This window comes from Leptotrichia sp. oral taxon 417, assembly GCF_013394865.1.
Taxonomy (GTDB): domain Bacteria; phylum Fusobacteriota; class Fusobacteriia; order Fusobacteriales; family Leptotrichiaceae; genus Leptotrichia; species Leptotrichia wadei_A.
Window position 1 is genome coordinate 2,273,088 of the sequence record NZ_JABXYV010000001.1, and the last position, 21,672, is coordinate 2,294,759.

Consider the following 21,672-nt stretch of genomic DNA (forward strand, 5'->3'; position numbering starts at 1 on the left):
AGCATAAAGTATTATTTAATCAAAACACAAAAATAATTTCTAAAAATTACATATTTTTTAAAACTAATTCTACGATATTTTCAGCTCTTAATCCATAATTTGTAAGCATAGTTTCTCCATCTGCACTTTGTCCAAAAATATCTTGTATTCCATGTTTTATCACTTTTGCAGGATGAACTTCAGATAAATATTCTGAAACTGCGCTTCCCAATCCTCCAATTACCGAATGTTCTTCACTTGTTACAATAAATTTACATTCTTTCGCAGCTTTTAAAACAGTTTCTGTATCTAGTGGCTTTATTGTTGAAACATTGATTACTCTTGCTTTTATTCCTTTTTCTTCCAATAGTTTTTCAGCTTTTAAAGCCTCTGAAACCATAAGTCCTGTCGCTAATATTGCTACATCATCACCTTGCGTCAAAGTTACGGCTTTTCCTATTTCAAATGTATAATCTTCATCGAATAATACTGGAATATTCAATCTTCCAAGTCTTACATAGACAGGCCCTTCATATTCAGCGACTGCAAAAATCATTTTTTCTGTTTCAACCGCATCTGCTGGCGATAATACAACCATTCCTGGAATTGCACGCATTAAAGCCACATCTTCAACTGATTGGTGCGAACCTCCATCTTCTCCTAGCGAAACTCCTGCATGAGTTGGACAGATTTTTACATTTAAATGTGGATATGCAACCGAATTTCTGATTTGATCAAAGGCACGTCCTGCCGCAAAATGTGCAAATGTCGAAGCAAACGGTATTTTTCCAGTTGTTGCGATTCCCGCTGCAGTTGCAATCATATCAGCTTCAGCAATTCCAACGTTTATATGTCTTTCTGGAAATTCCTTTTGAAAATATGCAGTCATTGTCGATTTTGACAAATCAGCTTCCAGAACCACTACATCTTTATTTATTTTCCCCAATTTAACCAATGTTTCCCCGTAAGCTACTCTAGTTGATTTTTTTTCCATTCTCATATTCTCCTATTTTTTTATTTTGGTCGGTTATTTTTAAAGTTTATAAGATCCGATTAACGCAATACTTTAAATTTTTATATTCACATATTGAATCAAAAAAATTATAACTTTAAATATTCATATTCTTTATTACAAACCTTAAATTTTAATTTCCTTCAGCACCAGTCTTTCAGCTTAATTCTTCCATCGCTTTTTTATATTCTTCCTCATTCGGAGCAGCTCCGTGAAATCCTGCATTATTTTCCATAAATGAAACGCCTTTACCTTTTACAGTATTTGCAACGATAACTGTCGGCTGACCTTTAACTGTTCTCGCTGTATCAAGGGCATTTATGATTTCTTCATAATTATGTCCGTCAATTTCAATTACATTCCAGTTAAATGCCTTAAATTTTTCTCCGACTGGAGCAACATCCATTACATCCGAAACTTTTCCGTCAATTTGCAAATTATTATAATCAACTATCGCAACTAAATTATCAAGTTTATAATGCGCAGCCGTCATTACAGCTTCCCAAACTTGTCCTTCCTGTAATTCTCCATCTCCCAAAATCGCATAAACTCTATAGTCATTTTTATAAATTTTTGCACTCAAAGCCATTCCATTTGCAGCAGAAAGCCCTTGCCCAAGTGAACCAGTTGACATTTCAACTCCAGCCAATTTTTTCATATCAGGATGTCCTTGAAGCGGAGAATGCCATTTTCTCAATGTTGGAATAAGATCTCTTCCTTCTTTTCCTAAAAATCCCTTTTCAATTAAAGCCGCATAAAGTGCAGGAGCTGCATGCCCTTTACTAAGCACAAGCCTGTCACGGTTTTCCATTTCTGGATTTTCTGGGTCAACATTCATTTCCTTCCAGTAAAGCACAGCCAAAATATCGGCAATTGAAAGCGAACCACCTGGATGCCCTGACTTTGCCCCATAAATCATTTCAATAATGTCTTTTCTCAATGTTTTTGACTTTTTTTGCAAATCTTCAATTTTCATAAAAACCTCCGTTATCATATTTATATTGATTATTAATTTTTTGATTTTATTATTAAAACAACCATAAACTCGATTTTTAAAAGAACTTCTACTATCGTAATTTTCAATATTTCTTATTCTAATCTTCCTTTTTCAAATTATAAAAAAACAAAGAAACACCAAACAATGCCAATGCCACAACAAGCGTTACCTTAACTCCCAGTTCAGTTGCACCCTTTACACCATTTTGAACATTTTGATTTCCAGCAACTAGCAAAGTTGACTGAACAACCTGCTGAACTAGAAATGCCAATTTTAAAAACATTCCCTGTATTCCAAACATAAATCCTTCCAGACTAATTTTTTTAATTTCAGACAATTTTGCCGAAATTTCACTAAGCATTGCCTGCGGAAAAATAAATGCCGCACCACTTAATCCTGCTCCACAAATTACAAAAAATACATAAGCAAAAATTGAATTATTTTTATTAATAAACAGCAGCCCAAAAGTTCCAGCTATTAAAAGCAGCATATCCACAATCAATATTTTCTTATATGAATATTTTTTCCCAAACTTATTCGTAATCGGAAAAAACAGCCCAGCCATCCCAAACAGCACAACCGATATTACAGTCAAATACTTAATGTCCTTTTGCATTACAGTGCTCAAATAATATGTTAAATCCCCACGAAGTATGTTAAACCCGCAAAAGAAAAAGAAATATCCTAAAAAGTACAAAATAATTTCCTTATCCTTCAAATGTGAAATTGATTTCATAAACCCTAGCGATTCAGTCTTAGGACGATTTTGTGTAAGCTGTTTCTCCTTTAGAAAAAATATGCACGCATAAATCCCCAAAACTGACAATATTGTAATTAAAATTACTGTTTTACGTATTCCAACTTCTGTATTCAGCACTCCATTTACCATACCTAATTTTGAAATCAAAATACCTGGCAATACCATCGCAATTCCAGTAAATATAAGCCTAAAAGTCGATTGCATTGTGGAAAGATTAAGCCTCTCCTCCTTATTTGAAGCCAAGTCTGGAATTAAAGCGTTATACGGGGCTGCAACTAGAGTATAAGCTGTAAAATACAGCCCTCCAACGATTGACAAATAAATAAGTGTCGCCAGCTGTGAACTTTTAACTGGATAAAAATACATAATCGTAAGAATCCCAAGCGGCAATCCTCCAATTAGCATAAATATTGACCTTTTTCCAAAACGAGATTTGGAATTATCAGATAAAAATCCTACTACAGGATCTGAGATTGCATCAATCATCCTCGCAAAAATAAAGGCCAAAACCAAATATTGCGGCTTTAACAACGGAACTAGGTTTTTTTCCGTTTCAGGCGGTAAATAATAATACGACAGCCATTGATTATAGATCTGGTCAATCATAAAATATGAAACACCAAGCCCGTAAATTATATAACTTTTCTTCGTTAATCTTGAATTCATTAATTTTTTTACCTTTCTACTTTTAATTTATATTAATTTACCAAAAATTCCTTTACTGCCTTGGCATATTCATCTTTACACTCAGGATCTGCATAAATTCTTGTGTGCGAACCTTTTTCAAAAACTTTTAGCTTGATATTTTCATTCTGTGCAAGCTCGTTATACTCTTCCATAAGCATTCCATAAGTTGTAGCCTTGTCATTTTTAGACTGAATTATCAATGTAGGTATTCTTTTTAGCAAATACGACAATCTCAATTTATCAAGATGACTTCCAACTCTTAAATTAAAAATTCTTACAATAACACTTACAATAAATTTTGGAACACGACGTTTTCTTGCATCTTCCTTAATTCTCTTTCTTATATTTGAAATTGAACTGTCCAATATTAATTTCTCAATAACTATCCCTTTTTTTCTGAGTACCTTTACATACATTTTAGAAGCAATGGCAGATCCCATTCCCCCTTGTGAAAACCCATACAACGTAAAATTATTCTTTCCAAATCTTTCTTTTAACATTTCCATCGTATGAAAAATATCCTGCCCAAAGCAATATCCCATCTTAGTTCTAGCCACATCAGACTTCCCGGAATTTCTCAAATCTGGAATAAAAAAATTATACTCCTTATCAAGCCCAATGTCCTTAAACATACCCAAATACTGCAATGCCGCCAGTCTATTCACACCACGTCCATGAGAAATAATCATAGTCTTCGTAGCATCCTTATTTTCAATAAGCCATCCATAAAGCTGAATTTTCCCCGATTTATACTCAATTTCCTTAAAATTGTAACCATAATCATAAGGATTTGCCTTATTATTCTCAATATTATACTTCTGTCTTAACTTTTTACTATTATACACCTCTTCAAATGTAATTCTCGGATACTTCTCAATTTGATTAATAAAATACCTTATTGACAAATACGCAATCACAAAGAAAAATATCATAAACAGCACATTAACTGCTATTAACAACTCCGTTCCCATAATTCACTCCCATTCTGCTTTAATTTTTAGACATTTATAAAAGTTTATAAAATCTCATCAAACAATATTTTTTCACTTTTTTATTAATTTTTAACAGGGAATCTTGACCCTTTACTGTTATAAATATTATTGTTGCTTAATTTTTAAAAATTTTACTTTTACAATTGCCTATATTTTAATTTTAATTATTTAAATAAACAATTGGATTCAATTTTTCTTTTTTCCCCAAAAATAATTCTTTTAACAAAAATCCATTTTTTTCAATTTTTATTTTTTTAAAAAAATTTTCTTGAATTTTAAAATTTTTTATATTTTCTTTTTTTGATATATTTTTATTTTCTGAATTTTTTAAATTTTTTAAATTTTTTGAATTTGCCATATTTCCATTATTTTCAAAAAACTTTCCAAATTTTTCTATATCCTTCCAATTTACAAAAATATTTTTTTTCTCAAAACCATTTTTCCCCTCAATATCTTCAAAATTATTATTTTCTCGAATTTTTTTCAAATATTCCTGTCCCTTTTTATCAAATCCCAAAATTCTGACATAATTTATCTCAAAATCCATCATTCCAGCCTTTATGTTTAACAAAATATTTAAAATAATCCGCTCCACACGCCTGTTTGATAAGTTTCTTGACTTCGTATTTTCCAAAAATTCCCTATAATTTTTTGAAATTTCCGCTCCCTTATATATTCTAGCATAAATTTCACAATTAATGTCATAAATTTCCATTATTTTTTCTTTTTTTTCAGTCAAAATCTTATATTTTACGATTTTAAAGATTTCTTCCTTTAGTTTTTGAAAATTAATTCCATTTTTTATTTTAAATTCTAAATTTTCAAGAATTATTTCAAAAGATTTTTCTGGCACAAATTTCTGAATTTTTTTCAGCTTTTCCAAAATAAGTTTTTTTGATTTTAAATTTTTATCGCCACAAAATTCTTCCAAAATTTTTTCCAGTTCATTCCGCAAAAACGAAGCACTGGCAAACTCCTCCCTCTCTTTTTCAACTTTTTCTTCATTATATTCTGAAATTTCCCTTTTTACAATAAACGGCTTTATTCCAAGATTACTTTTCTCAATCTCACGCATATATTCCAAAGCCAAAATATTATTCGATTTCACAATTCCATCCAGTTCATATTCCTTCAATGCCAATCTTTGAGAAGTGCTGTAACTATTGCCTTTTTTCATATATCCCATAAGTTTGTCCTTGTAATCCTGCCTTTTCTGCAAATCAAGCACCTTTTGCAAAACCTCAATATTTTCCTCCTCTGCTCCAAAAACCTGAATATCCATTCCCAAATAATCCAAAATTCGTGTCGCCATCTTTGAAAAAATCTCAGCATTTTGAATCGAATAGTAAAGTGGAAGTTCTGCAACTAAATTAACACCACACTCTAAATTAACCTGCGTTTTTTCCCATTTATCCAAAAACGAAATTTCTCCCCGCTGAACAAAATCCCCACTTCCTACAACAGCAATAAAGACATCTTTACCAAATATTTCCCTAATTTTCCTGATTTGATACAAATGACCATTGTGAAATGGATTATATTCAGCAACAATTCCTATTTTTAACAATTTTTTCTCCTAAAAACTTTTCTTATTGTTACACATATTATATCATATATCCAAATAATTTTTATAAGTTTTTTTAATTTCTTTAAAAAATTTCTTATTTAAATCACAAAGCAAGACAAAACAAACTCATTTAAATTTTTTACTGATAACGCTGCTTGTCACCGAAATTTCAGGCAGCTAAACAGGAGCAAAACAAATAATCTTGTAATGAAAAATTTTATTCAAGATAATGCTCTTTTTAACGTTTAAAACTGTTCATAATAAGACTATATAGGTCATCGTGAATGCCATATAACGTAGGATAATGATTATTTTTACAAAATTTAGAATAATAAAAATTAGTACTTATTAACTCTCATAAGAAAAATTATCTCAAAATACTGTATTATTTGGTTTCATGATAGATATGTAAAAAAAATACGCCACCCTTGTGATGACGTATTTAAAAAGGAGTTTTGAAGAAAAAAGTTTTCACTTTTTCTATTGGTCAAGTATTATTATACAGGAATATTCTTATAATAAATTTTTTATTTTCTTTGTTTTTTGTTTGTAGAATAAAAATAATGAAAATCAATTAAGCCCCATAAATACTAGAGTCATACGACTAAATATTACTGGGGCTTGAAAAAAATTATAAAATTTTTTGAATTTTTTTACTACTTAGCATGATTTTCTTTATGTGGACTGCAAGTTGAACCAGTTGAACAATGACAGCAGTCTGTTCCACAAAGATTTTTATTTTTTTTGTAGTCCTTGTATATTTTTCTAAATACTGCAAATACGATTGCAGCTGCAATTATAGCGATGATAACTGTTTTTATTATCATTTTCTGCACTTCCTTTCAAAATTTTATTTCATATCTATATAAATAGCCTTGCGATATTGAAGAATAAGGTTGATACTACGTAAGGCAGAATTAACAGCATTGACACTTGAAATGCTAATAATTTCCATCCAAATTCTTGTTTTAAAGCTCCCATTGCTACGGCACATGGCACTACCAAAAGGACATACAGCATAAATGAGTATGCTCTTAGTTGACCATATTTGTCATTCCACAAGCTTCTAATTGCTGGAATGATGTTTCCACCTGCATCTTGGTCAAGCTCCTCCTGACTTTTCATTTCCAATGTCGTAATTTTGAAGGTTGCAATATGTCCTAATGATTTTACTGACTCTACTGCTGCTCCTCCCAATCCAACTACTTGATCTTTTAAATCTGATACAAAATTATATTCTTTTTTCTCATCATCTCCTTGAGATAATAAAATTTGTCCTAAAAATCCAACTACTGTTTCTTTTGCAATGATACTTGGCACAATAGAAGCTACAGGTTCCCATCTATCGCCAAAACCAGTTGGCTTGAATACAGGCTGAACAACTTTTGCTGCTTGACCTATATATGAACTTTCAGCATCTCCTTTATTTGGGAAATATTGGAAGAACCAGATAATTAACAGGATTCCTAAAACTATTGTAGTTGCTTTTTTTATGTAAGAAAAAGTTCTTGATCTCATATTGCTCCAGACAGCTTTTGCACCTGGAAGTCTATATGGCGGTAATTCTATAAGTAACTCTGTGTTGTTTCCTTTAAAGTATTTAAATCTTTTTAATATAAAAGCTACTAAAAGGGCCATAAATACACCAAAAACATAGATTGAAACTACAACTAACGCTGCATTCTTGCTGAAAAACGCTGCTGCAAGCAATGAATAAACTGGCAGTCTTGCTCCACATGACATGAATGTTGCGATAACCCCTGTCAATCTTCTTGTTTTTTCATCTTCCAATGTTCTTGTTGAATAAATTGCTGGAACTGTACATCCAAATCCGATTAGCATTGGGATGAATGCTTTTCCTGAAAGTCCAACTTTTGTCATCATTTTATTTAAAATAAATGCAACACGAGCCATATATCCGCTTTCTTCAAGGATTGCCATGAAGAAGTAAATAAAGAACATAAGTGGAACGAATGTCAATACTGAACCTACACCAGCTAAAATTCCATCAAGTATAAAGCTGCTTAACCAATCTGGCACTCCTTCGATGGCGTGACCCACATATTTTATGACAAAGTCACTAAAGAACCCATCAATCCAGTCGATAAACGGCGAACTTCCATCAAATACGATTACGAAAACAGCATAAATTATAGCAAGAAATGCTATTCCACCAAAAAACTTATTCAAAAGAACTTTGTCAATTTTATCAGTTAATGCAAATTTATCTCCAGTACCTCTTTTTAGGTTCATCGAGATAATTCCACGAACGATTCCATATCTCTCTCTTGCCAAAGCATCTTGAGGTTCGATTCCGTAACGATTTTCGATATTTTTCTTTTCAGTTTCTCCGATATTTGAAACACTTACTCCAAATTCAGTTTTTACTCTTGCCGCTACATTGGTATCATCTTCCAAAATTTTAATTGCCAGCCATTCTACTGGATATTTTTCTAAAACTTTTTCATAAGATTTATCATTTTCCAATTTATCCTTCAAACTTTTAATATTATCTTCGATTTCCTTTTCAAATGGCAATCTATGCTGTATTTTTTTATCTGAAGAATTTTTTTTGTAAAGTTCTACAGCTTTTTCCATAAGCTTGTCTACTCCAGCTCCAGATCTTCCACTTGTGAAAATAACTGGAACTCCCAATTGCTTTTCAAATTTTTCTATATCCAATTGATAGCCAATTCTTTTAAATTCATCCTCAAAGTTAAGTGCCATCACAACTGGAATATCAAGTTCCTTTAATAAAGCAGTCAAATAAATATTTTTTTCAAGCGATGTCGAATCTAGTACATTAATTATCACATCAACTTTTTCATCCAGCAAAAAATCTCGTGAAACTCTTTCTTCTGCCGTACTCATTGATAAATTGTAAATTCCTGGCAAATCAATTAATTTTACATCTTCATCTCCGACCTTAAAAAATACTTCTTTTTTTTCAATTGTTACCCCTGGCCAGTTCCCCATTTTTAAACTTGCATGTGAAATTTGATTAATTAAAGCGGTTTTCCCAACATTAGGATTTCCGACAAATGCCACATTTATCATTTTACCACCTCAATTTGAATGTGATTTGCTAAATTTGTACTAATGACAATTTTAGTTTCAACTGTCTTTATAAGGACATTTCCATTTGCAATATTTTCAATTGTGCATGCATCTCCTCTACAAACTCCTAAACTTAACAACCGTGTGTCTAATTTTTTTTGATCGATGTCCTTTAACAAAAACTTGTCTCCGACTTTTCCTTCTACTAACGTCATGTCAGATCATCTCCTCCCATTATTTAATATTTATTAATTTCGATTCACAAATAACACTTATACATTCAAACTAATAAGAAAACTTCCTGTATAACAAAGCACTTTATAATGATTTCAAAACTGAAACAAATGCTGTGAAAATCGAACATTTTAATTACCAAACTAATTTTATACCTTTTTAGAAAATAATGCAAGTTTTTTTTCTAAATAAAAATTAATCCTAGACTCCGTTTAAAAATAAAAGTTATATTTTCCTATTATTTGCTAATAAAAAATTTTGACCCCTTGTAAAGAAATTTATAACCAGTCTACTTTTTAAATAAAAAATAGCATGAAAATTTTTAATTTGTTTTTTTTTAAAACAAAAAAAGAAACCCTTGAATTAAAGCAGTTTCTTTTTTATTAACTATTCATTTTTTTCAGAAGTTTTCATTTCTTCACCACTGAACCTCCCACGACTAAAGTCGCAGGGTTCTAAAATCTTTAAAAGTATTTAAAAATTTTCTAAGAAGTTTGATAGCACAACAACTATCCTTATTCTTTTAGGCGTGTTCAGCTCGCCCCTATTGTATAGGACAACTTTTAAGTCCACAACTTTACTTTTCTTTGAGAATATTTAATACTCCATTACAGTCTTCAATCATAGATATTATATCATATATTCTACATTCTATCTACTAAAATTTTTCCATATGCTTACTAAATTTTCGTGCAATTCATCTCATAACTAAAGTTGCGAGTGTTCTTACACTATTTCATAATCAATTCCACAACATCTGGACTGCAACCATAAATTTTAGCCTTTTCCCTGACCTTTTTTATTATTTTCTCAACTCTATCAGCTGCTTTTACATCTGTTTTTGACTTTTTAAAATATGCTGCCTGTCTTACATAATCTGAACGCTCTGCAATTAATTTTATAATTTTATCATCTATACTATCAATATTTTCTCTCACTTCTTCCAAACTATTGCATTTCATAATATTATCTCCAAAATTTTAAAATTTAAAACGCCCAATTTCCTTTTCTAAATACAGGAATTTTCGTTCCATCTTCCAAAATTCCGTCAATATCCATTTCAGCATCACCAATCATAAAATCAACATGTGAAATTGATTGATTAATGTGAGCTTTTATTAATTCTTCTTCTGTCATTTTTGTTCCATTTTTTACATTAGTCGGGTATGCGGCACCCAATGCTAAGTGGTTTGAGGCATTTTCGTCAAATAATGTTTGATAATAAAGAAGTCCTGAATTTGAAATAGGTGAATCATTTGGTACAAGAGCAACTTCTCCTATTCTTCTCGAACCTTCATCAGTGTCAAGCAACTGTTTCAAAATGTCGTAACCTTCTTCTGCTTCAAAATCTACAACTTTTCCATCTTTAAAAGTCAATTTGAAATTGTCAATAATATTTCCTTGATACGAAAGTGGTTTTTTATTAGAAACATAACCGTCTACACGATCTCTGTCTCCAGCCGTAAACACTTCCTCTGTCGGCATATTAGGCAAGAAATCAGCCCCTTTCGCATTAACACTTCCAGCTGCCACCCAAATATGATTTTTAGGAAGTCCAACTGTCAAATCAGTTCCTTTTGAAGTATAGTGAAGTGCCACAAAATTTTTGCTATTCAAAAATTCAGCTTTTTCATTCAAATTCTTTCTATGTTCTTCCCAAGCCTTAACTGGATCATCTTTATCAACTCTTACAGTTTTCAATATTGCATCAAGCAATTTTTCCTGTGCAACATCGGTATCTGTTTCATCTGGGAACACAAGTTTTGCCCAATCTGCTGAAGGATAACTTGCAATTGTCCAAGAGTTTACATCTGTCATGATGCAAGTTCTGTAATACTTGTAGGCTTCCCCTGCATTTTTTGTCAACGCTCCCAGTTTTTCAGCATCAATTCCTGCGAATAAGTTTGGAGAGCTGCTTAAAATGTGTATAAATACAACATTATTGTCAAGATAGTCATTTCTCTCGTCAATTGCCCATTGCGGGATATGTGAATAAACTTCTTTTGACTGATATTCAGCATGAAGTCTTGACAATTTATCATCTGTCAATTTAACATGAACATCACTCGCTCCCTCTTTATAAGCTAATTCTGTAACTTTGTAAACCAATGGCAATGCATCAGTCGTACAGTTTACCCAAACTTTCTGACCTTTTTGCACATTTGCTCCAATTTTTACAATTACTTCTGCATATTTATTTAATTTGTCTTCAAAGTTGTTCATTTTCTAGTTCCTTTCGATATTTTTTAAATAAATTAATCTTTAAATCCATTTGGATTTTTCTTTTGCCAATTCCAAGAATCACGGCACATATCTTCAATTGTATATTTTGCTTCCCAATTCAATAATTTTTTAGCTTTTGAAGCATCTGCATAACAAACTGCAATATCTCCAGCTCTTCTGCCATCAATTACATAAGGAATTTCTTTTCCAACAGCTTTTTCAAAATTACTTAAAATTTCAAAAACGCTGTAACCTTTTTCGCTTCCTAAATTTATCGCATCAAAACCAAGATTTTCATTATTAAATAAATAATTCAATGCTGCTGAATGTCCTGCCGCCAAATCATTTACATGAATAAAATCTCTTATACAAGTTCCATCTGGAGTATCATAATCATTTCCAAAAATATGTAATTTTTCCAATTTTCCAACTGCAACTTGAGTTATATAAGGTGAAAGATTGTTTGGAATTCCGTTTGGATCTTCTCCAATTCTTCCGCTTTCATGAGCACCTAATGGATTGAAATATCTAAGAGCAATTATATTCCAAGTATTGTCAGATTTTGCCAAATCCATTAAAATATGTTCGATTATTACTTTTGTACGCCCATAAGGATTTGTAACTTCTCCCATCGGATCAGTTTCCACAAAAGGTACTTTTTCAGAAACACCATAAACAGTAGCTGACGAACTAAATACGATATTTTTTACATTAAATTCTTTCATTACTTCAAGCAAAGTAATCATTCCAAATAAATTATTTTCATAATACATAAGCGGTTTTTCTACAGATTCTCCCACTGCCTTAAATCCTGCAAAATTAATAACAGCATCGATTTTATTTTCTCTAAAAATTTTTTGCAAACCTTCTTTATTTTTCACATCCAATTCATAAAAATTTATTTTTTCTCCAGAAAGCTCTTCTAAAATTGTAATAACTTTTTTACTAGAATTACTAAAATCATCCACTATAATAGGATTAAATCCTTTTTTAATCAAATCTAACACAGTGTGCGAACCGATATATCCTGCTCCCCCTGGAACTAAAATAGTTTTCATAAAAATATCCCTTCCTTCTAAAAATTTTTATTTCCATATACAAAAAAATTTAAAATACTATATTAATACTAAACTCTGTTTAAAAATATTTTATATTATTTGCTAACAAGAGGTCTTGACCCCTTGCAAAGAAATTTATAACTATTCTGCTGTTTAAATGCAAAATAGTATAAATTTTATAAAAAAATAATATCTCAATTAGTGACAAATAATTCCCCTTGTTAAAATAAAAACGAGTTCAAAATTAACTATGTAAATTAATTTTTTCCATAATTTCATCAAAAGTCTGAAAACCATTCAAAGTTTCCACAATTTGTCCATCTTTAAAAAGTAAAAGCAAAGGCAGTCCTCTTATTTTAAATTTCGCTCCAAATTCTGGATAATCATCAACATCAACTTTGACAATTTTACATTCTGAAGCATTAGCCACTTCCGCTAGAACTTTTTCCAACATTTGGCAAGGTCCGCACCAGATGGCAAAAAAATCAACAAGTGTAAGCCCATTTTGCAAAATTATTTCATTATCAAAATCTTCTCCAGCATAATTTATGATTTTACTCATAATTTCACTCCCTCTATAATTTATATTTTCTTTTATTTTATATCTTTTGAAATATTCAAATTGTTTTGTTAAATTTTAAATTCAAATAGTTTTTGAATATGTCTATTATACTAATTCTAATCAATTTATGCAATTTTTATCTTCCAAAATTTTTCTGTAATTTTTTCATATCTCTTTCAATATCTTTTCTTTTCAACGATTCTCTTTTATCATGCATTTTCTTTCCTTTTGCAAGTCCTATTTCCATTTTTACAAGCCTTTGTTTTGTATAAATTGAAATTGGAACAATAGTATAACCTTGCTCTTTAATCTTTTCACTCCACTTTTTTATTTCACGTCTATTCAAAAGCAATTTTCTCACACGAGATTCTGCCACATTGTTAATATTCCCAAATTCATAAGGCGTGATATGCATATTCATCACAAAAATTTCATTTCGTATAATTCTTATAAAACTTTCTTTTATGCTGACTTTTCCTGCCTTTACCGACTTCACTTCCGTTCCCACAAGCTCAATCCCTGCTTCCAGCTTGTCTTCTATGAAGTAATCGTGAAAAGCCTTTTTATTTCTAGCTAATACTGGCATTTTCCCTCCTTTTGCTATTTTGTTTTTTATTCTTCTTCAGTTTCGTCAATTTTTACTTTTTCTTCCACATAGGGTATGACCTCAATTTCCATCTTAGCATAACTTGCACTTACAATGCTCACTTTCATTGTACTTCCCATAGTGTAGGACTCATTATTTCTTTTATCCACAATTTTAAAGTTTTCCTCATCGTAAATGAAATTATCACGTGCTGTTGTAACATTGTAAACCACTTCTATGTGATTTTCCAGCTCCATAAATATTTTATTTTTATTCATTCCACTAAGTCTGGCAATATAAACCTGTCCAATTTTATCCTGCATATACTCAATTAACTTGATTTTTACGCTATCTTCTTCCAGTTTGTCCGCCACTCGCTCAGTTCTTGAAATACTTGAGGCAATCGCTTCAAAATTAGCACCATATTTTGCCTTTTCCTTTTCGCTCATAAATTTTTCAATTGAACGTCCCAACATTCTGTGAACGATTAAATCAGAATATCTCCGAATTGGTGATGTAAAGTGCAAATAATATTTTGAAGCCAGTCCAAAATGCCCTAAATTCTTATTGGCATATCTTGCACGCTGCATTGCCCGTAAAATTAATTTATGAATTAGGTAGCCTTCTGGCAGTCCTGTCGTTCTTTCAATAATATTCTGGAATTTTCCAGGATGAATTTCCTCCAATCCCTTCAGAGAATATCCAAATTTTATCAAAGTTTCATTCAATGCCTGAACTTTCGCCTTGTCAGGATCTTCGTGAACCCTGTAAATCGCAGGAATTTCCTCCCAGAAAAGTTTTTCCGCCACAGTTTCGTTTGCAATAACCATAAAGTCTTCAATGATTCTTTCTGCTTCCCCTCTGGAACGTAATACAATATCCTTCACGGCCTTATTTTCATCCAAGACTACCTTTATCTCAGGCAATTCAAAATCAATGCTCCCACGTCTTTTTTTATTGCTTCTGATGATTTTAGAAAGTTCCAGCATATTTTTTAACATTTCATCAATTTTTCTATATTTGTCGTAAAGATTTCTGTATTCTTCTGATTCTTCATTTTTTTCCAAAATTATATTTACATTTTCGTAAGTCATTCTGTATTTTGATTTTATAACTGATTTATAAAAATCATTTTTTATAACTTTACCCCTTTTATCCAAATCCATTTCCACAGTAAAAGTCAGCTTATCTTCATTTGGATTAAGCGAACATAAATTATTTGACAATTTTCTTGGCAGCATAGGAATTACCCTGTCTACAAGATAAATTGAATTTCCACGTTTTAATGCTTCTGTATCAAGTTCGGTATTTTCCTTTACATAACAGGAAACATCGGCAATGCTTACAAAAAGTTTATATCCGTCTTCCGTTTTTTCCACATAAACTGCATCATCTAAATCCTTTGCATCAGAGCCGTCAATTGTGATAATGTCAAGATGCCGTAAATCCTTACGATTTTCAAGTTCATCTGAAAAATCCTCATCTATTTTATCCAATTCCTGCAAAACTTCATTTGGAAATTTCTCCTCAATTCCCTCATTTAAAAGCAGTGATGAAATAAGTGCTTCTGTATCCTTAGGACTTCCTAAAATGCTCACAATCCCGCCTTCAGGCTTTCTTTCGTCATCTCCCCAGAAATCTACTTTTACAGCCACTAAATCTCCAGTTTTAGCCCCTCTTATTAATTTTTTTGGAATATAAATATCCTTTGGAGAATTTCTTGGACGTACAAATCCAAAGCTCAAGTTATGTTCAAAAATTCCGACAATAACATCCCGATTTCTTTTTATAACTTTATAAACTTCACCTTCCCGCTTCTTATTATCTGAACTTTCCTTTAAAATACGAACTAAAACAGTATCTCCATTCATAGCCGTATTTAAATAAGTTCCAGGAATAAAGACACTAGCCTGCCCATTAATATCAAGAAATCCAAAATTCCCGCTGGAAATAGAAATTTCACCTTTTACAAATCCTTCCTTTTCAGGCAAAGTATATTTCCCATTTCTTTTCAAGTAGATTTCTCCACTTTCTTCCCAAGCATTTAAAAGCTGCTTATACATTTTCCGTTTTTTCTGGCTCCATTCCAAAAGCTGCAATATTTCCTGAAAAGTAAATTCATATTCTGACAGAACTTGCTTTAAATATTTCAATTCCCGTTCTTCTTTAAGTTCCATTTTGGGAGTTTTCTGATTTTCCTTTTTAGCATTATAATTTTTTTTGCCAAATCTTTTTTCCTTATGAAAATCTTTATCACTATTTTCAATATTTCTATGTCTTTCTTTCTTTTTTTTATTTCCCATATTTTACCTCTATTTTTTTATTCTAAATTTTATTAGCTATTATCGAATTTCTAAATTTTATAACATTTGGATGAATGATAGAATCCTTCGCAAGCAAATATTTTAATTTTTCCTCAATTTCAAATTTTATTGCCTCGTCTAAATCTGTTTTTGCCAATTCTCTAGCCTTTTCCACACCTTCCCAGCTTCTCTTTTCCTCTATCGCATCAGCAAGATAAATAATTTTCGCAAGTGTACTCATATTTTCGCACCCAATAGTATGATATTTAATCCCATCCAGAATTTCCTCATCATCAACTCCAAACAAGTCATAATTTTGCCGTACAAATTCAGCCCCTGCAAATCCATGCAGCACAGCCGTAGATTGTGACATCTTATCCGCCACTTCAGGATATTTCCCCCTTGTCAAGTCAATCATAACAGACAAGTTAAAAAACTTTGCCACATCATGAAGCCAAGCTGAAGCTTCCACTTTTTCCACAGGAACTCCATAAATTTTTGCCAGTTCCACAGCACATTTTGCCACTCTTTTCACGTGTTCATATCTTTTTTCATCTAAAAAATTTCTTACATTTGCTTTAATTACTTCCATATTCATTTTAATTTCCCCTTTACATAAATAATATTTTCAAAAATTATACTCAAATTCAAAAATTATTCAATTTTCCAATTCGATTCAAATATATTATATTTTATATTTCATTTATATGTTACCACAAAAATAAAACCCAGACAACTTATTTTTTTTATCTAAGTTTGCCCGAGTTCTTAAAATTATTGAATTTGTAATGGCTGTACTGGCTGTATTTCCACATATCCTTCCAGCTGTTTAAATTTACTTGTATTAGTAAATTTTTTCTGTATTCTCTCATAATCTGCATCTGTCAACTTTTTAGCCTTTTCTCCACTTGAATATGAACTTTTCATAAATATTGCCACTTCAACCATTCCAAAAGCCTCTTTATCAGCATCATAATTATCTTCCAATGCCTTTTTAGAAACCTTCGCATTTTCAATATCATTTATATAATCATCCACAAGCCGTACCTTATCCCCTGTTTCAAGATATTTCTCCGCCTTTTTCATAAAATTATCCAAAACTTTTGCATATTCTTCACTATTCAATTCTTTTGAACTGCTCTTTGAATTTTTTGATGTAACAGCTGGTCTTTTTACATTTTTAAATTTTCCGCTTTTACCTGACACTTTCGCATTTCCAATGCAGCCTATACTCATTACAAGCAAAACTGCCATAACTATCTTTTTACTTTTTTCCATTTATTATTTTCTCCTTTTTTCTTTTAATAATTATTATAACCAGCAATCTTAAGTTATTGACTTGAATAGTCTTTTAGTTGGCTTACACCCAAATATTTTTCTTTAAAATTTTTCTTGAAATCATAAATCAAAAATGATAATATATACAAAATATTTTATATACAAACTAAAAAATTTAAAATAACAGAAGGTAAAAAATGAAAATAAAAGATCTGTCACTTTTTTTGACAAAAGTTTCACTGTTTAAAGGATTAAACCCTGATAAAATCGCAAAATGTCTAACAGAAGCTGACTTTAAAATAAAAGAATATAAAAAAAATGAAATTGTATTTTTTCGTGGAGATATTTTAAAAAAAATTATTATTATTGTAAAAGGAACAGCACGTGGAGAAATGCAGAAATTTAACGGAGATACAATTGTTATAAATCAAATGAAGGCTGGTGAAGTGCTGGCTTCTGCATTTTTATTTGGAAAAAATAATGTTTTCCCTGTTGATTTGATAGCTTTGGAAAATTCTGAATTTCTTTTTTTGGATAAGGAAAAATATCTGGATCTAATCCAGTCAGATAAAAGGCTTTTACTTAACTTTATAAGGGAAATTTCAAATAAAAGCCAATATTTGTCAAAACGTATCTGGTTTAATTTTACACATAAGACAATTGAAGAAAAGGTTCTTAGCTATATAAAAGAAAATGCTCAAGATGATAAAATAAAGTTTTTGCCCAGTATTTCAGCTCTAGCAAAAAAATTTGAAGTAACAAGGCCCGCCTTATCAAGGGAAATTTCAAGTTTATGCAAAAGAAAAATTTTAAAAAAAATAGAAAATAACGTTTATATTATAAATTTTTCCAACTTTTTTCAAAAGAATGTTTGACATTTTTTCGTATAACAGTTATAATATTGAAGAAGTGAAAAGCAATAAATATTTTTGCTTAAATAAGAAATTCAAATATGTATAATATTTCTGGTCTATACGCCACTAACACCAAATTTTTGGGCTTTACTCTTTTTTAATGGGGTTATCCCTTTATAAATTGTCTCAGGAAAATCACGACTACTTTAAGTTTTGTACGGATTCTGTACAATTTATAAATATGACTACCACCTGTAACATTTTGCAGGCAACCAAAAATTAAGTTAGAACGGTAGATCGGATTTTTTTTTTAATATTAAAGTTATTGCGAGCAAAATATCGGTTATTCCTTCTGCTCTTTCAAATTATTTCATAAAAATCTTTTTGTTCTATATAAAATTTTAAAAAAATTGCAAGGTTTTTATCCCCTGCAGTTTTTTTATTTTATATTGACTTTGGCTTTATCCAATCACTTTCCTTCCCCATTGCATAATTTTTCAGCACTTCTTCCTTATATTCCTTAAATCTTCCATCAATAATCGCCTCACGTGCATTATCCATAAGTTTCAGCAAAAAATGCAAATTATGATATGTTGCAAGCCTTTGCCCCAAAATTTCTCCAGCCTTGAATAAATGCCTAATATATGCCCTCGTATAATTTCTGCAGGCATAACAGTCGCAATCTTCATCTAAAGGTCTGTCATCTCTTGAATAAACAGCATTTTTAATGACAAGTCTTCCATATTTTGTAAAAACAGTCCCGTGTCTTCCAATTCTTGTAGGCTGAACGCAATCCATCATGTCAATTCCATGTTCCACAGCCTCAAGCATATCCGCCGGCTCTCCAACTCCCATTAAATATCGTGGTTTATTCTCAGGCAATTTGGGCGTAATATATTTTAAAATTCTATACATATCCTCACGTGGCTCTCCAACTGCAAGCCCTCCTAAAGCATATCCCGCAAATCCATAGTCAGCCTCATACAATTCTTCAAGGCTTTTATCCCGCAAATCCTCATAAATTCCACCTTGCACAATTGCAAAAAGACCCTGTCTGTCCTTATTCCTATTTGCTTCAATACAACGTTTTGCCCATCTTGAGGTTCTTTCAATAGATGGAATCAAATATTCACGTGTTGATAATCCTGGCGGGCATTCATCCAGCACCATCATAATGTCGCTTCCCAAATTATTTTGAATTGAAATAGATTTTTCAGGCGATAAAAAGTGCTTTGATCCATCCAGATGCGAACGGAAATAAACACCTTCTTCCTTTATTTTTCTCAAATCTCCCAGACTAAATACCTGAAATCCGCCACTATCAGTTAATATCGGTCTATCCCATCTCATAAATCCGTGAAGCCCGCCAAAATCATTTACTAATTCATCTCCTGGACGCAAATACAAATGATACGTATTCCCAAGAATAATTTGAGAATTAATTTCTTCCAGTTCCTCCTTAGTCATAGCCTTCACAGTTGCCTGTGTCCCCACTGGCATAAATACTGGAGTTTTTATTTCTCCATGTGGAGTTGTTATAATTCCCGCACGTGCATTTCCATCACTTTTTTCCAATTTATATTTTATTGGATTATTAAAATCCTGATTTTCCTTTTCTATGCTCATTATTTGTTTTTTCTCCTAAATTTATTTTTTATTATAGTCATTTGTAAAAGTCTAAAAACGCAATAAACACAGTATTTTTATGCTTGATTTTTCTTGTTTTTCTCCGCTTCCTGACAAGGGGTCTTGACCCCTTGCGATTACAAATGCCGCTGTTGTTCAATATTTATCGCTTTTACTTTTACAATTGCCTATTATTTTTTATATATAACTTTTAAAAAAATTTATTATAATCCTATAATTTCCCAATTATTATGACTTTTCCCTTCTATTATTCCATTTTTCACATTTTTTATATAATCAATCATCATATTTTGAATTGTTCCATCAATTTCGCCAATTGCCTCCTTAGATGCCCATAACACTGGAATTTCCTGCCCATCAAAAATTCCGCCTTTTCTTGCTAGCTGCTCAAATCTGTAAGCATTCATTCCAACTTTCAGTTCCATTTCAGAAGTTATCTCTTTTCCATTTACAAGCATTAAATTAGTAATTTTATTACCTTTTTCATTTCTCAAGTCAATTTTATACTTCACTCCGCCAAAAATATCAAAAGTCACATATTTTCTTTCAGCACGTTCACTATTATACCGATATTCCGTATCTCCAGGCTGTATCGTGTCAAAATAGTCAGCAGCCCATTCCATATAATCTTTCAGTTGCTTCCCTGTCATTTTATAAATTGTAACATCTCCACCTGCATATCTGTAATTGTAAACTATGTCCTTTCTCCTAATTTCCCCCTTATTAAGCCTAACATTTTCATAATTATATGCAAATGAAACCACGTCTGCTCCACTGTAATAAAGTTCTACATCCGTTATAAACGAAGACAGCCCAGTATCTTTGGCAAAAGCTGCCGACACACCGTGAAATTTCCCTTTTGGCACCATATCATTTAAAGTTTCGCCCACTTTTTCATTTGCAATTTTACAAAGTCTGTTATGAAAAGGCTTGTAAATTTTTTCTATTTCTGGATCAGGCTCCTCATCTTTTACAGGAACAGTTGTCGAATCTTTGCTTATTAAACTGATTTTTCCATTTTCAATTTCAAATTTTAAATCGACTTCTGAAATAAAAGTGCCGTATCTATGAGGCTCTGTAATTAAAACACCGTTAATTATTTTCTTTGGAACATTTTGATGCATGTGTCCTGCAATAATTACGTCAATTTCAGGTACAGCATTTGCCAGATCCCTTACTCCAGTTTCTGGAATGTTATTTTCATTTTCAATTCCCATGTGAGCCACTACGACAATCGCATTTGCCCCTTCAGATTTTAATTTTTCTATTTGCCTTCTAGTTTCATTTATAGGCGATACAAAGTAAAAATCCTTTAAGTAGCCTGTATCTTCTTCAAACTGCGCAGACATCGGAGTTGATAGTCCAATAACTCCTATTTTTATGCCATCTCTTTCAATAATTACAGAGGCATCCAAATATCTTCTTTTATTTTTTGAAAAGTTAGTATCATTTTCAGCATTTTCATTGTAATATAAATTAGCTGTCAATTTATTAAGTTTCATATCTCTTAAAATATTTGACAAAGTTGGCATTCCAAAATTAAATTCGTGATTTCCAGGTACAAAGATGTCATAGCCCATATAATTTAAAATCTGGGGAACAGGATGCTTTGGAACCATCGCAAATTTTTCTATCCAGTTATCCTGTATCGCATCCCCAACTTCCACTAAAATCACATTTTTATTTTCTTTTCTAATTTTTTTTATCAATGTTGAAATCTGCGCATAAGAGCCTGACCTGTCCTCCTCATCTGCCCCATAGTTCCAAGCCAGCACTCTTCCATGCACATCACTCGTTCCAAGTATTTTTATATTCACTTCCCTTTTATTTTCTTTTTTTTCTAAGCAAGCATCAATATTTTTCATTGACATAATTT

General features: G+C 31.4%; 19 protein-coding genes and 1 other RNA gene. 2 read left to right on the forward strand and 18 right to left on the reverse strand.

What is annotated here, in order from left to right; all coding sequences use genetic code 11:
• Positions 1–46: 46 nt before the first annotated feature.
• The 16 genes from HW276_RS10435 to HW276_RS10510 all read right to left on the reverse strand — a co-directional run bounded on the left by HW276_RS10435 (position 47) and on the right by HW276_RS10510 (position 17,295).
• Positions 47–973 (reverse strand): transketolase family protein, encoded by a 927-nt coding sequence (locus HW276_RS10435; RefSeq protein ID WP_178938388.1) that lies wholly within the window; start codon positions 971–973, stop codon positions 47–49.
• Between the two features lie 175 nt (positions 974–1,148).
• Entirely contained in the window at positions 1,149–1,967 is an 819-nt protein-coding gene (locus HW276_RS10440; protein ID WP_147004373.1) for a transketolase, read from the reverse strand.
• A gap of 118 nt (positions 1,968–2,085) precedes the next feature.
• A complete protein-coding gene (locus HW276_RS10445; protein WP_178938389.1) occupies positions 2,086–3,414 on the reverse strand; it encodes an MFS transporter in 1,329 nt (442 codons plus the stop codon).
• A gap of 32 nt (positions 3,415–3,446) precedes the next feature.
• The gene (locus HW276_RS10450) at positions 3,447–4,406 is read right to left on the reverse strand and encodes an alpha/beta hydrolase (RefSeq protein ID WP_178938390.1); all 960 of its coding nucleotides are present in this window, start codon (positions 4,404–4,406) and stop codon (positions 3,447–3,449) included.
• 181 nt (positions 4,407–4,587) lie between these two features.
• Positions 4,588–5,994 (reverse strand): nucleotidyltransferase family protein, encoded by a 1,407-nt coding sequence (locus HW276_RS10455; RefSeq protein WP_178938391.1) that lies wholly within the window; start codon positions 5,992–5,994, stop codon positions 4,588–4,590.
• 656 nt (positions 5,995–6,650) lie between these two features.
• On the reverse strand, positions 6,651–6,821 hold the full coding sequence (locus HW276_RS10460; RefSeq protein WP_018498224.1) for a FeoB-associated Cys-rich membrane protein: 171 nt from the start codon (positions 6,819–6,821) through the stop codon (positions 6,651–6,653).
• 34 nt (positions 6,822–6,855) lie between these two features.
• Complete coding sequence (feoB, locus tag HW276_RS10465) at positions 6,856–9,051, reverse strand: ferrous iron transport protein B (protein ID WP_178938392.1); 2,196 nt, start codon at positions 9,049–9,051, stop codon at positions 6,856–6,858.
• Positions 9,048–9,266, reverse strand: a complete 219-nt coding sequence (locus HW276_RS10470; RefSeq protein WP_018498226.1) for a ferrous iron transport protein A — start codon at positions 9,264–9,266, stop codon at positions 9,048–9,050. The genes feoB and HW276_RS10470 overlap by 4 nt, the downstream gene beginning before the upstream one ends.
• A 750-nt stretch (positions 9,267–10,016) precedes the next feature.
• A complete protein-coding gene (locus HW276_RS10475; protein WP_178938393.1) occupies positions 10,017–10,247 on the reverse strand; it encodes a chorismate mutase in 231 nt (76 codons plus the stop codon).
• A 25-nt stretch (positions 10,248–10,272) separates the two neighbouring features.
• Positions 10,273–11,508, reverse strand: a complete 1,236-nt coding sequence (locus HW276_RS10480; protein ID WP_178938394.1) for an aminopeptidase — start codon at positions 11,506–11,508, stop codon at positions 10,273–10,275.
• A 32-nt stretch (positions 11,509–11,540) separates the two neighbouring features.
• Complete coding sequence (gene galE / locus HW276_RS10485; RefSeq protein WP_178938395.1) at positions 11,541–12,566, reverse strand: UDP-glucose 4-epimerase GalE; 1,026 nt, start codon at positions 12,564–12,566, stop codon at positions 11,541–11,543.
• Between the two features lie 244 nt (positions 12,567–12,810).
• Positions 12,811–13,128, reverse strand: a complete 318-nt coding sequence (locus tag HW276_RS10490) for a co-chaperone YbbN (RefSeq protein ID WP_018451299.1) — start codon at positions 13,126–13,128, stop codon at positions 12,811–12,813.
• Between the two features lie 136 nt (positions 13,129–13,264).
• Positions 13,265–13,714: an SsrA-binding protein SmpB gene (gene smpB / locus HW276_RS10495; RefSeq protein ID WP_147004394.1), complete on the reverse strand. Its 450-nt coding sequence runs from the start codon at positions 13,712–13,714 to the stop codon at positions 13,265–13,267.
• A gap of 26 nt (positions 13,715–13,740) precedes the next feature.
• Entirely contained in the window at positions 13,741–16,017 is a 2,277-nt protein-coding gene (gene rnr, locus HW276_RS10500) for a ribonuclease R (RefSeq protein WP_178938396.1), read from the reverse strand.
• 22 nt (positions 16,018–16,039) lie between these two features.
• Positions 16,040–16,615, reverse strand: a complete 576-nt coding sequence (gene yqeK, locus HW276_RS10505; RefSeq protein WP_178938397.1) for a bis(5'-nucleosyl)-tetraphosphatase (symmetrical) YqeK — start codon at positions 16,613–16,615, stop codon at positions 16,040–16,042.
• 176 nt (positions 16,616–16,791) lie between these two features.
• Entirely contained in the window at positions 16,792–17,295 is a 504-nt protein-coding gene (locus tag HW276_RS10510; protein WP_178938398.1) for a hypothetical protein, read from the reverse strand.
• Between the two features lie 197 nt (positions 17,296–17,492).
• On the opposite strand from HW276_RS10510, the gene HW276_RS10515 reads away from it, so the two are divergent.
• Both HW276_RS10515 and ssrS read left to right on the forward strand, forming a co-directional pair.
• Positions 17,493–18,170 carry a Crp/Fnr family transcriptional regulator gene (locus HW276_RS10515; protein WP_178938399.1) on the forward strand — a complete coding sequence of 226 codons (678 nt, stop codon included), beginning with the start codon at positions 17,493–17,495 and terminating at the stop codon, positions 18,168–18,170.
• 84 nt (positions 18,171–18,254) lie between these two features.
• Positions 18,255–18,457: non-coding RNA, 6S RNA (gene ssrS, locus HW276_RS10520), on the forward strand.
• Positions 18,458–18,593: 136 nt separating this feature from the next.
• Here the strand turns inward: ssrS and tgt are convergent.
• Both tgt and HW276_RS10530 read right to left on the reverse strand, forming a co-directional pair.
• Positions 18,594–19,775, reverse strand: coding sequence for a tRNA guanosine(34) transglycosylase Tgt (tgt, locus tag HW276_RS10525; RefSeq protein WP_178938400.1), 1,182 nt, complete (start codon positions 19,773–19,775; stop codon positions 18,594–18,596).
• A gap of 224 nt (positions 19,776–19,999) precedes the next feature.
• A complete protein-coding gene (locus tag HW276_RS10530; RefSeq protein WP_178938401.1) occupies positions 20,000–21,667 on the reverse strand; it encodes a bifunctional UDP-sugar hydrolase/5'-nucleotidase in 1,668 nt (555 codons plus the stop codon).
• Positions 21,668–21,672: the final 5 nt, after the last annotated feature.